We start from the raw sequence: 11968 nt of genomic DNA on the forward strand, positions 1-11968 counted from the left end.
GAAAGGGAATCGAGCCAGGGCGGGCGTCACCCCATGGGTGACCCGCCATGGCTCGACATGCCTTCCTCAGGCGTGCGCGTCCATTGCGTCCCTGAGGGATTTGGGCCGCATATCGGACCAGGTCTTCTCGATGAAGTCGACACAGGTCTGCCGGTCCGTCTCTTCAAGTACGGTCCGCCATCCTTCGGGCACCTCGATGAAGCTGGGCCACAGCGAGTACTGCTCCTCGTCGTTCATGAGGACAAGGAACTTTCCCTCGGCGTTCTCAAAGGGGTTCGTCACACCACAACCTCGATTTCGATAATGGGTCCTGCGGTGCGGGGAAGGCAGCCCCGCACCTGGCTCGGCAGTGCTCACAAGCCCGTTGAACCCATCCCATCACGGGCTTTCATCACTTCCTTATCGCCCGGTGATTCCCGGATCCCCCTCTCGCCTTCGCTGGTCATCGCACCGCCTCCGGAAGCTATCCTTTACCCTCCATCACGCAACTGCCCTGAGACCGAGGGGAGCATCAGTGAAGCTGCAAGACCTTCTGGGAACATCAGATGGGTGCGCAGTACCCGATTCCTTTGCCCTGTACGAGATCGCGGTCGGCCACTCATCGGCCGCCAACTGCGTTAAGGCGGCCATGTCCTCCGGAGAATTCCGCCTCGTGATACCCGCGGTCACCTTCGCGGTTTCCTGTGCCATGCGCACTTGTTGGGACGAATACTGTACGAAATCCCATCAGTCCGGCGTCGGCACGGCGGTGCAGAACCTGCTCGGCCGCGGCGTCGAACTGCTGGAACTGACCCCGCAGGACGCGGCGTCGGCGGGCAAGCTGTACGCCAGGTCCGTGGACCGGCACATCGAGGGGCCGGAGGTCCTCGCGGCCTGCCACTCCTCCTACGTCGCGGGGGTGCGTGACGCGCCGCTGCTCTCCACGGGCCGCGCCTCGTACTGCTACTCGGCCGCCCTCGGCGAGATCGAGCGAGGTCAGATCCGGTTGATCTGACGTCCCGTCGGATCCGGCCGCGGCGGGCCGAGCGCCTCGCGGCCGTAGACCCCCTCCACCCAGTTCGCCTGGTAGACGGTGTCGAGATAGCGCTCGCCCATGTCCGGCGAGATCGCCACGCAGGTGAGTCCGGTCCGCCGGGGCGTCGCGTCGAGCCACTGCCCGGCGCCGCTCACCACCGTTCCGGTGGACCCACCGAAGACGAATCCGCTTCCGGCCAGGCGATGGCACATCCGTACCGTCTCCCGCTCCGGCACGTGAATCACCTCGTCGACGAACTCCTCGTCTAGCAGCGACGGCCGGACGCCGGAGCCGAGCCCCGGAATCATGCGCGGGCCCGGCGGGTGCCCGAACGCCACGGAGCCCACGCTGTCCACGGCCACGATGCGTACGTTCGGGCGGTGTTCCCGGTACCAGCGCGCGCACCCCATGAGCGTGCCCGTGGTGCCCGCCCCGACGAACAGCACGTCGAGGTCCGGGAAGGACCGGTCGACGGCCGGCGCCGTGTGCCGGTAGTGCGCCCGCCAATTGGCCTCGTTCGCATACTGGTTAAGCCACACGTACCGGTCGTCAGCGGCGCACAGGCCGCGTACGTGATTGATGCGCGCGGCGAGGAAGCCGCCGTCGGCGTCGGGCTCGGTGACGGTGTGCACCGTGGCGCCGAGTACCGACATGAGGCGCTTGGCCGCCAGGTTGCAGCGGGAATCGGTGACGCAGACGAAGCGGTAGCCCTTGGCGGCCGCGATGACGCTCAGCGCGATGCCGAGGTTTCCCGACGAGGACTCCACCAGGACGGAGTCCGCCTCGATCAGACCGTCCCGCTCGGCGGCCTCCACCATCTCCACGGCGGCCTTCTGCTTGACGGATCCGGTGAAGTTGAAGCCCTCGCACTTGAGGAACAGGGGCATGTCGAGCACGGCGCCGAGATCGACGTACAAGTCGTCCTGGTTGAACTCGTGGGGTGCCGAGATGACCGGCACGTGGGCCTCCCCGCCTCAGCCGTAGCGTCGCATCTCGTGGAAGAAGCCGTCGACGACGTGCAGTTCACCGGCCGCGTCGACGGTGTCGTAGATGTGCCTGCCAAGCACCAGGTCGAGCACCCCGAGGCCGAACGGCGAGAACACGACGGGCCGTTCGGTGCTCAGACGCAGTTTTCCGGTCAGTACGTCGTGGAGCGTGCCGTCGATGAACTCCCGGTGCCCGACCTGCTGTTCGGCCAGGTGCGGGGAGGTGTCGGCCTTGAGGCAGTGGTCGATGTCGTCGACGACGTTGGTGGCCGCGAGCACCACCTCCGGGGCCAGGTCGCGCAGCGACAGGTGGAGCACCAGCGGGTTGTGCGCGAACCAGGCGGGCTCGGTGACGTGGGGCGTCCCTGCCACCGTCGCGAACACCACCAGGTCCGAGGAGCGGATCAACGACTCCGCGTCGTCGTGCACCGTGATCGGTCCGGGCTCGCCGGCGCGGCGCAGGTAGCCCTCGAACCCGGCGGCGTGCTCCGCGGAGAGGTCGTGCACGCCGATCTCGTCGAACGACCAGCCCGTGCCCGCCAGATAGGCGTGGACGTAGCGGGCGATCAGGCCGACGCCGAAGAAGCCGATCCGGGCGGGACGGCCGCCGCGGGCCGCCGCGATCCGGTCCGCGGCGAGCGCGGCGGATGCCGCGGTGCGCGCGGCACTGATGATGGAGCTCTCCAGGCACGCCAGCGGATAGCCGGTGTCGTGGTCGTTGAGGATGAGGACCGCGGATGCCCTGGGTATGCCCCGCTCGACGTTCGGCGGAAAGCTGGAGATCCACTTCAGGCCGTCGGTGGGGGCATCGCCGCCGACCGACGCGGGCAGGGCGATGATGCGGGACGACGGACGGTCAGGGAACCGCAGGAAGTACGAGGGCGGGTTGACGGTCTGTCCTTCGCCGTGCCACCGGTAGGCGGCCTCGATGAGGTCGACCACCTCCCGGTGCCGGCCGTCGAGGACGTGCTGCACCTGGGCTCCGGAGATCACGGAGAACGAAGGTGCCGCGTACTGCTCGGGCATGGAAAGGCTCCCTGGGGGTTCCTGGAGTGTCAGTCGGTCGTCGCGGGCCACGCGTGTCCCGGCAGCCGCGTCGGGTCGCCGAAGAGCGCGACGACGTCACGTTCTCCTTCGTACGCCTCGCGGCTGTGCGCCATGCGCAGGTTGTCCACGACGAGCACGTCGCCCGCCTGCCACGGCTCGCTCGAAGTGGCCGCCGTGTAGACGTCGTTGACGGTCTGGATCACGGACTCCGGGATGGCCCTGCCGTCGCCGTAGCGGGTGGTGAAGGGCAGCGCGTCCGGGCCGTAGAGGGAGAGCAGATACTCCCTGACCGCCGGGTCCATCGTCAGTTCGTTGAGGAACGCGATCTGGTTGAACCAGAGGCGCTCCCCGGACGCGGGGTGCCGGACGACGGCCGACCTGCGCTGCACGGTGCGCAGCGAGCCGTCCGGCAGCCACCGGTGGCCGACGGCGTGCTCCCGGCAGTACGCCGATACCTCGTCGGCGTCGCGGGTGCCGAACGCCTCCGCCCAGCCCAGGCCGACGTCTCCGTAGTGCCGGGCCAGCAGCCAGCCGTCCCGCTCGAAACCCTCGACGAGTTGCGCGGGCAGGGCTTCGAGGACGGCCCGCGCGTCGGCCACTCCGGTGGCGCCGCCACGCCGGGGTGCCCGCAGGCAGCCGAAGAGGGCGATACCGGGGACCTCGGCGGCGTAACTCAGCTCGTGGTGCATGCACATCGGCTCGTCGACCGGCCACAGCGAGGCCGAGTACACGCCGTGTCCCCGGTCCTTGCGGGGCGCGAAGCTCTCGCGTTCGCGCATCGGTGTCACGTCGAGCGCCTGCGCCACGGCGGCAAGGCCTGCGTCGCCGGTGAGGCCGAGGCCGCGGACGAGTACCGCGCCGTGCCGGGTGAGTGCTTCCCGTACGTCCTTGGCGGGCACGTCCTGGCCGGGCGGCACGAGCAGCGGCGTACGGCCCTTGTCGAGGATGAGGCGGGAGCCGTCGGGGAGCGCCTCGGAGGGCGAAGTGGTGTCTGTCATGGGGTCAGTCGACCGTCCTCGTGCTGTCGGGCGCCGCCGGTGCGGCATCGTGTGCCCCGGCCTCGGTGCCGCGGCCGTCCAGGAGCGCCGCGAGGTCCGCGAGCCGCGGGGTCTCCTGCAGTTCCCGCGGGGAGACGGTGCGGTCGAGCGCGATGGCCAGGCGGACAAGGGTGAGTGAGGTGCCGCCGAGGCCGAAGAAGTCCGAGTCGCGTCCGATCCGCTCGGCAGGCACCTTGAGCACCTCGGCCCACAGCGCCGCGAGCCGCCGCTCGGCCCCCGTGCTCGGCACCTCGCCCGCTGGGTTGTCGGCGCCCGACTCGCCGTGGCCCGCACCCATTTCGGCGGCGATCCGGGTCAGCGCCTTGCGGTCGGTCTTGCCGTTGCCGGTGAGCGGCAGCTCGGGCAGGCGGTGGAAGTGGGACGGCACCATGTAGGCGGGCAGCGTCTCGCCGAGAGCCGCCGAGAGCGTGGTCGCGGACAGCTCCGCCGAGCCGGTCCAGAAGGCCGCGAGCTGCTTGGCACCGTCGGTGCCGACCACGACGACGGCGCTGTCGCGCACGCCGGGCACCTGCAGCAGCCGGTTCTCGATCTCACCGATCTCGATGCGGAAGCCCCGTATCTTCACCTGCGCGTCGCGGCGCCCGAGGAACTCAAGGCGCCCGCCGGGCAGCCAGCGCCCGATGTCGCCCGAGCGGTACAGGCGCGCTCCGGGGACGTGCGGGTCGGGGACGAAAGCGGCGCGGGTCCGCTCCTCATCGTTGACGTACCCGCGGCCCACGCACACGCCGGAGAACGCGATCTCCCCCGGTGAACCGAGCGGGACGGGCCGCAGCGACTCGTCGACGACGTACACGCGTACGTTGGCGACGGGCCGACCAAGGGGTACCGACGCGGCGTCCGGGACGCTCCGCATCACCTCGTGGTTCGTGTCGTCCGAGGTCTCGGTGAGTCCGTACGCGTTGACCAGCGCCACATCGGGGAAGGTCGCGAACCAGCGCTCGGCCAGCTCCTTCTTGAGCGCCTCGCCGGTCGCCGACACACAGCGCAGCCGCGGCAACGGGCGCGGTGTGCGGTCCAGTTCGGTGAGCATTGTCTCCAGATAGGAGGGCACGATCTGCAGGACCTCGACGTGCTCCGTCGCGAGGGTGTCGACGAGGCGCGCGACGTCCTCGACAGCCGCCTGGTCGACGATGACGGTGCACCCGCCGACCGTGAGCGCGGCCACGAGCTGCCACAGGGAGATGTCGAAGCACTGGGGCGCTGTCTGTGCCACCGTCCCGCCCGCCGCGATGCCGAGGTCGTCGATCTTGGCGAGAACGTGGTTGAGGAAGCCCGCGTGCTCGCACACGGCGCCCTTGGGCGTGCCGGTCGAGCCGGAGGTGAAGTAGATGTACGCGCTCTGGCCCGCCGCCACCGGCACCTTGGGGGCAGTGTCCGGGCCCGCGGCCGGGTCGGCGAGGCGGTCGAGGTCGTCGACGTGCACGTCGGGCATCCTGGCCGCCGCCTCGTCGAGGCCTCGGGAGACGCCCCGGCGTGTGAGCACATGGCGGCACTCGCTGCGCTCCAGCATGTCCGCGACGCGATCGGCGGGGAACTGCGGCTCCACCGGGAGATAGACACCGCCCGCCTTGAAGACGGCGAGCACGGCCGAGAGCCACTCCAGGTCGCGCTCGGTGACCACCGCGACCACGTCCTCGGCGCGGAGCCCCGCGCCGATCAGGGCGTGGGCGACGCGGTTGGCGCGCTGGTCGAGCTGCCGGTACGTCCACGACGTGCCGTTGTGGACCGCCGCGACCTCGTCGGGGCGCAGCCTCACCTGCTCCTCGATGAGTTCGTGGACACGCCGGTCGGGCAGTTCCCTGTCCGGCCCGGCCAAGGCCCGTATCTGGTGGGTCACTTCGGCGGCAGTGAGGGGGTTCCACGAGTAGTGGTCCGCGTCGGGCTCTGCGCTCAGCGCGTCCAGGGCGGCGAGCAGGTACCCGGCGAAGCGGCCCGCCTGGTCGGGGCCCACGGCCTTCGGTCGGTGGCGGAGCACGAGCGTCGGCTCGTCGCCGTCCTGGTCCAGGCCGACGGCGAGTACGGTGTCCGCCGCGAGATCCGCCGCCCGGGGAGCCCGGCCGGTGACGAAGAGGGCGTCGTGGAGCGGGCCTGCCCCGCCGGTCCCGCGCTCCGTCGGAAGGGCGTCCAGATGGCGTACGACGTCGGCCTGGTTCCGGTCCATGTCGTCGAGGAGCCGGGCCCAGGTGCCGTGGCCGACCGACATCCGGCAGGGCACGGGATCTTCCGCGCCGAAGGCCGGGGGAAGAAGGCAGCCGAACGTCACCACCGGGTCGGCGGTGACCTGGGCAAGGATCTTGACGTATGCGGCGAGGACCGCGGTGTCCAGGGACACCCCTGACCTCTCGCGCAGGCTCCGCAGCGCCCGCGCCGTGCGCTCGGGCACCGCCGCCTGCCATGCGGCCGTCGCGCCGGGGGAGTCGTGCCGCACGGGGTGGCCGACGACGCCGACGGGCTCCGCCGAGCACTCCGGCCACCGGGGCAGCGGCGTGAAACCGCCGCCTGTGAGCACGCGCTGCCAAAACGCCGATGGCGCAGTCTCCACACCAGCACCTCTCCTACACACAGCCACTTCTACGGAACAGCCGTCGCCGCTATGGAACGGCCGCGCCTTTCCCATGACACACAGGACGCTAAGCGCCTCACTTATCAGCCAGATATCGGTGGGCAATCGTTCAGCAGCCTCCAGCCCGGCTAAATGCTCGCCAGCTGTGTCCAAAGGAGACGGCTGAGAGCGGCCTGCCGCGTCTCGTCGGATTCCTCGGTCAATGCCCGCTCGTGAGCGAAGAGCCGCGCCAATTCGGGGAAGGCGTAGCGCAGTTCTCCCCCGGAGTCCGCGCCGACCGCGGTCAGCAGATGGACGTCGAAGAGCTGCTCCATCGCGTCCTCCGCCTCCACGTGGTCCACGTCGAGCAGGGCGGCCCCGACGCGGGCGGTGAACACCGGCGTGTCAAGCAGGCCCAGCATGCGGCACATCCGGGCCGCCGCATCGGGCAGGCCGCGGTAGCCGCGCCAGAACCCGGCCCGCAACTCCAGGCCGCCCGCGCTGAGTTCGTCGAGGCGACGGCGATCGTCGGCCAGGCGGAATACCAGCCGCCGCACGGACCAGTGGGGTTTGGCTACGAGGCGGCCCGCCGCGGCGCGCAGCGCGAGAGGAAGCCGGTCACACAGCCGCCCCAACTCGTGTACGGCCGCCGGGTCCTCCAAGGCCCGCCGCTCCCCGATGATCCCCGCCACGAGCTCCGCAGCCTGCGCGGCGGGCAGCGGGTCGAGGTCCACCCGGACCGCCCCGCGGCCCACAGCAAGCGGGTCCTGGCGCCCGCTGGTGGTCGCGACGACCCGCGAGCGGCCGCAGCCGGGCAGGAACGGCTGGATGTGCGCCAGGGCGTGGACGTTGTCCAGTACAACGAGGGCGCGCCGTTCCGCGAGCAGACTGCGGTACAGCGACACGCACTCGTCGAGGCGGTCAGGGACCAGCTCCGCCGCGACGCCGAGGACCCGCAGGAAGCGGCTCAGCAGCGCGTGCACGGTGGCGGATCCCTGAGTCCACTCGTACTGGGAGAGGTCGGCGTAGAGGCTTCCGTCGGGGAAGTGCCGCGCGGCACGGTGCGCCCAGTGCACAGCAAGACTCGTCTTGCCGACTCCGGCGGGGCCCGCGATGATCGCCATGCGCGGCGGGGTGCCGCCCGCGAGGTGCCGACCATCGGCCGGCTCGGTCAACAGCGCGTCCAGCGCGGCGAGCTCCGCTTCACGACCCAGAAAGTCCGTTACGCCGGCGGGCAGTTCCACAGGCGCGACGCGCCGTCCGGGCCTGGGCGGCTCCTCGCCCCGGAGGGAGAGTTCGGGAGCGTCCTGGAGTATGGCGCGGTGCAGCTGGTGGATCGAGGCGCTCGGCTCCATGCCTATCTCGTCGACAAACCGCTTGCGCCAGGTCCGGAAGCCTTCTGCCGCCTCCGCCCGCCGTCCGCACCGGTACTGAGCGAGCATCAGGTTGTGTCGCAGCTTCTCGTGCAGGGGCTGGTCGTCCGCCATCGCCGACAGCTCGGGCAACACCTCCTGGTGCCTGCCGAGGGCGAGTTCCGCGTCGAACAGCGCCTCGTAGGCGACGAGGCGCTCTGCCTCGAGGCGCGTCGCCTCGTCCTCGACCGCCTGCCCGGCGACACCGGACAGCGCGGGGCCGGTCCACAGGTACAGGGCCTTACGGTACAACCCGACGGCCTCGTCCTCGCGCCCCAGTCTTATGGCCTCGGCGGCCTCCCCGGTGAGGGCTGCGAAGTCACGGGCGTCGAGGGAACACACCTGCGTCAGGAGGCGGTATCCGGGGTGGGTGGTCTGGATGACCGGGCCCTCGATGTGCGCCGCCCGGAACGCCTTTCGCAGGGCACCGACACAGATGGCCACTTGGGTGCGGGCCGTGTTGGGCGGCCGGTTCCCCCACACCGCGTCCACGAGGCTGTCCACGGAGACGGCACGGCCCCATGCCAGCACGAGCGTGGCGAGGATGGTGCGCTGCCGCGGTCCCGCTATCACGACAGGGCGTCCATTGACTGTCGCCGACAGCGCGCCCAGAGCTCTTATCGCGATACTTTCGTGCACGGCTTCGCGTCTTTCGTGCGTGGCTTCGCGCGAAGTCTCGTACTCGGCATCATAGGAAGCCATGCAAATCATCCCCCAAATCCACCCTGTTACCCCCGTCGCAAGTGGAACTACCGGATCACTATAGGCATGCCGTTCATGCGGGAGAGCGGGGGGATTCGCGGGTGCGCGGACGGTTCGGCATCCCGGTCACCAGCGCACGCGCAGAGCCGCAAGGCCCCGGGTCGCCGCGGCCGGCTTCCAACGCAGGTCATCGACACCGTCGGCGAGCGCGAGGTGCGGGAAGCGGTCCAGGGTCAGGTGGATGACCGTGGCCAGTTGCAGCCGGGCCAGGGAGGCGCCCAGACAGCGGTGGACGCCGTGACCGAAGGTCAGATGAGGGTTTCCGGCTTGATTTCCGGAATCGTGCTGGGTGCGATTGGCGCCCATGAGGAATACCAGGACCGGTTGGCCCGGGGAAATGGTGACGCCCGCGAGCCGTACGGGCTCGGTGACCGCGCGGCTGAAGCTGACGGGCGCCGAGGGGTTGGCGCGCAGCACTTCCTCGACCTCGGCGGGGACGAGGCCGGGGTCGGCGCGCAGGGCGGCGGCGCGGGAGGGGTCGTGCAGGAGGCTGAGGAAGGCGAGGGTTATCTGGTCGGCGGTGGAGTCGTACCCGGCCATGAGCAACGCCAGGGAGAGGGTGACGAGTTCGCGGTTGGTCAACTTGCCCTCGTCGTCGGCCGCCTGGATCAGCGCGCTGATGAGGTCGTCGCCCGCCTCGCGACGCTTGCGGTTGATGAGCCTCGTCATGTACTCGGCGATGCGGAACGCCTTGGTCCGGCTGGCCGCGCTCTCCCCGTCGAGATCGAAGAGGACGGGCACCCATTCCCGGAAGCTCTCGCGGTCGGCGTCCGGAATGCCGAGCATGTGGCAGAGCACGCTGAGCGGCAACGGCGCGGCGAGCCCGGAGACCAGGTCGGCAGGCTGCTCCCCCGCGGCCAGCGCGTCCAGGAGCTCGGTCGCGCGCGCCTCGATGAATGGGCGCAGAGCGCTGATGCGGCGCTCCGTGAAGGCACCGGCGACGATCCTGCGCAGCCGGGCGTGCGCCCTGCCGTCGAGGCTGACGATCGAGTCGGGCGACGGGTCGATGCTGGCCAGGTTCGGCACGTCCGGCGCGACGGCGGCCGCGCGGCTGAACCGCGGGTCGGCAAGGACCTGGCGGGCGAGGCGGTAATCCGACACCGCCCAGACCCCCACGCCGTTCGGCATGTGTACCCACCGAACGGGAGATGTGTCGTCGGGATCGCAGGGAATGGGCAGAGGACCGACCGGCGGCTCCTCGAGTACGTCTCTGGAATTCTGCATCATTGAAATCTCCCCGTCGCAGCTCACCACACGCCACGATGGACCTGTCATCTATCGCTTCGTTTTCATTCATATATCAATGAGTGAAACCCGAGAGGCCAGGATGCCGATATACACGCACCGAAGGGGCCTGTCGACCGATAAGCCCTGATACTTCGGCACGCTGCCGCTTGCCACGGCGGAGATCCGTGGCCTAGGGTCACAGCGTTTCCACGTGCGCGAAAACTCCGGCAACTTCCGCAAGGAATACCTCGGAACAGGCCACATACTGCTTCTTTCGAATCCCCGGAGTTCCGCCGATTATCCCAACCGGTACTCGAACGCACCGGAACGCAATGACGCGCGCCCTGCCCGGCCATTCTTGGAAGGAACTCCCGATGTCCAGCCTTCATGACGAGATCGTTCAGCGGCTTTCGGATGCACTGGGCATCAAGAAGTCGCTCATCACCCCCGACGTGACCTTCGTCGAGCTCAAGATCGACTCGTTGGCGCTCGTCGAGTTCTCGGTGATCCTCGACGAGGAGTACGGCGTTCCGCCGCTGCAGCTAACGCCGGACAGCACCATCGGGGATGCCGTGGCCCTCGTGGACGCCGCGCTCGGCGCGCCGACCGAGGCCTCCTCGTGACCGCCTTCCCCGCAGTGGCGGTGACCGGCCTCGGCCTAGTCTCCCCGCTCGGCATCGGCGTCGAGGCCACCTGGGACGGGCTGCTCGCCGGTGTCTCAACTGCCGCCACCGACTCGCTTCTTGAAGGCCTGCCCGTCGACTTCTGCTGCGCCGTACCCGGCTTCGACGGGGACGAACTGCTCGGCCGGGCGCTCTCCTGGCGCCTGGAGCCCTACGCGAAGATGGCCCTCGTCGCGGCCCGGCAGGCGGTGGCCGACGCCAGCCTCGATCCGGAGTCCTGGGACGGAGCGCGGGTCGCGGTCATTCTCGGCGTGGGCGGCACGAGCACCCAGCACTGGGACAGGCAGTCCAAGCACTTCGCCGCGGAGAACCACTCACGCGTGTCGCCGCTGTTCATCTCGCGCTGCCTGACCGGCATCACGGCCGGTGAGATCAGCACGGACCTGCGGGCACTCGGCCCCAGCCTGAGCGTGAGCACGGCCTGTGCCTCCGGCGCCACGGCCATCGGCCTCGGCAGGGACCTGCTGCGGGCAGGCAGCTGCGACGTGGCGATCGTCGGTGGCGCCGAGTCGGGCCGCGCCAGGATCGCGAGCATCGGCTTCAGCCGCATGAGCGCGCTGTCGACGCGCGGCACGGCCCCGGCCGAGGCGTCCCGTCCGTTCGATGCGAACCGGGACGGGTTCGTGCTCGGCGAGGGCGCGGGCATCCTCGTCCTGGAGAGGGCCGATGACGCACGGGCCCGCTCGGCGCGGGTACGCGGCCATGTCGCCGGGTACGGGGCCTCCGCCGACGCCCACCACTACACGACGCCCGACCCCGAGGGCCGCGGCACGGAGCTCGCCACGCGCACCGCCCTCGCCGACGCCGGTCTCGCAGCCTCCGACATCGGGCACATCAACGCCCACGGCACCGCGACGCCCCTCGGTGACGTCGCGGAGGCAGGCATGCTCAACCGCGTGTTCCCGCACAGCCCGCCGGTGACCGCCACCAAGAGCCTGACGGGGCACACTCTGGGCGCAGCCGGCGCTCTGGAGGCGGCCTTCACGCTCTTGGCGCTGGAGAATCAACAGGTGCCGCCCACCGCCAACTTGGACCGGGTGGATGATGCGGCCGCCGGGCTCGATCTGGTCACCGGCAAGCCCAGGGACATGTTCGCGGCCGCGGCGCTCAGCACATCCTTCGGCTTCGGCGGCCAGAACGCCGCCCTCGTCCTCACCTCTGCCTGAGCTGTCTGAACTACCTGAACCGACCGGCCGCACACGCGGCCGGCGCCCCGAAGCCGCGCTCTTCCCCCAT

At 70.2% G+C, this 11968-nt stretch carries 10 protein-coding genes; 3 read left to right on the forward strand and 7 right to left on the reverse strand.

Annotated features, from left to right (window positions below):
* Positions 1 to 66: 66 nt before the first annotated feature.
* Positions 67 to 282, reverse strand: a complete 216-nt coding sequence (locus KY5_RS17410) for an MbtH family protein (RefSeq protein WP_199843120.1) — start codon at positions 280 to 282, stop codon at positions 67 to 69.
* Between the two features lie 346 nt (positions 283 to 628).
* Between KY5_RS17410 and KY5_RS17415 the strand changes: the two genes are divergently transcribed.
* Positions 629 to 994 (forward strand): hypothetical protein, encoded by a 366-nt coding sequence (locus tag KY5_RS17415; RefSeq protein WP_159072541.1) that lies wholly within the window; start codon positions 629 to 631, stop codon positions 992 to 994.
* Here KY5_RS17415 and sbnA read toward each other — a convergent pair.
* The 6 genes from sbnA to KY5_RS17445 form a co-directional block, all read right to left on the reverse strand.
* The gene (sbnA, locus tag KY5_RS17420) at positions 976 to 1974 is read right to left on the reverse strand and encodes a 2,3-diaminopropionate biosynthesis protein SbnA (protein ID WP_098243121.1); all 999 of its coding nucleotides are present in this window, start codon (positions 1972 to 1974) and stop codon (positions 976 to 978) included. The two genes, KY5_RS17415 and sbnA, sit on opposite strands and share 19 nt — an antisense overlap.
* A gap of 15 nt (positions 1975 to 1989) precedes the next feature.
* A complete protein-coding gene (gene sbnB, locus KY5_RS17425; RefSeq protein WP_098243122.1) occupies positions 1990 to 3027 on the reverse strand; it encodes a 2,3-diaminopropionate biosynthesis protein SbnB in 1038 nt (345 codons plus the stop codon).
* Positions 3028 to 3056: 29 nt separating this feature from the next.
* Positions 3057 to 4046 carry a TauD/TfdA family dioxygenase gene (locus tag KY5_RS17430; protein ID WP_098243123.1) on the reverse strand — a complete coding sequence of 330 codons (990 nt, stop codon included), beginning with the start codon at positions 4044 to 4046 and terminating at the stop codon, positions 3057 to 3059.
* Positions 4047 to 4050: 4 nt separating this feature from the next.
* Positions 4051 to 6648: a non-ribosomal peptide synthetase gene (locus KY5_RS17435; protein ID WP_234362761.1), complete on the reverse strand. Its 2598-nt coding sequence runs from the start codon at positions 6646 to 6648 to the stop codon at positions 4051 to 4053.
* 149 nt (positions 6649 to 6797) lie between these two features.
* The gene (locus KY5_RS17440) at positions 6798 to 8633 is read right to left on the reverse strand and encodes an AfsR/SARP family transcriptional regulator (RefSeq protein WP_159072542.1); all 1836 of its coding nucleotides are present in this window, start codon (positions 8631 to 8633) and stop codon (positions 6798 to 6800) included.
* Between the two features lie 255 nt (positions 8634 to 8888).
* On the reverse strand, positions 8889 to 9950 hold the full coding sequence (locus KY5_RS17445; protein WP_159072543.1) for a cytochrome P450: 1062 nt from the start codon (positions 9948 to 9950) through the stop codon (positions 8889 to 8891).
* Between the two features lie 473 nt (positions 9951 to 10423).
* Between KY5_RS17445 and KY5_RS17450 the strand changes: the two genes are divergently transcribed.
* Positions 10424 to 10672: an acyl carrier protein gene (locus tag KY5_RS17450; protein WP_159072544.1), complete on the forward strand. Its 249-nt coding sequence runs from the start codon at positions 10424 to 10426 to the stop codon at positions 10670 to 10672.
* A complete protein-coding gene (locus KY5_RS17455; protein WP_234362762.1) occupies positions 10669 to 11898 on the forward strand; it encodes a beta-ketoacyl-[acyl-carrier-protein] synthase family protein in 1230 nt (409 codons plus the stop codon). Before KY5_RS17450 ends, KY5_RS17455 begins: the two co-directional genes overlap by 4 nt.
* Positions 11899 to 11968 lie beyond the last annotated feature (70 nt).

The sequence above is a fragment of the Streptomyces formicae genome (genome assembly GCF_002556545.1).
In the GTDB taxonomy this organism is placed as follows: domain Bacteria; phylum Actinomycetota; class Actinomycetes; order Streptomycetales; family Streptomycetaceae; genus Streptomyces; species Streptomyces formicae_A.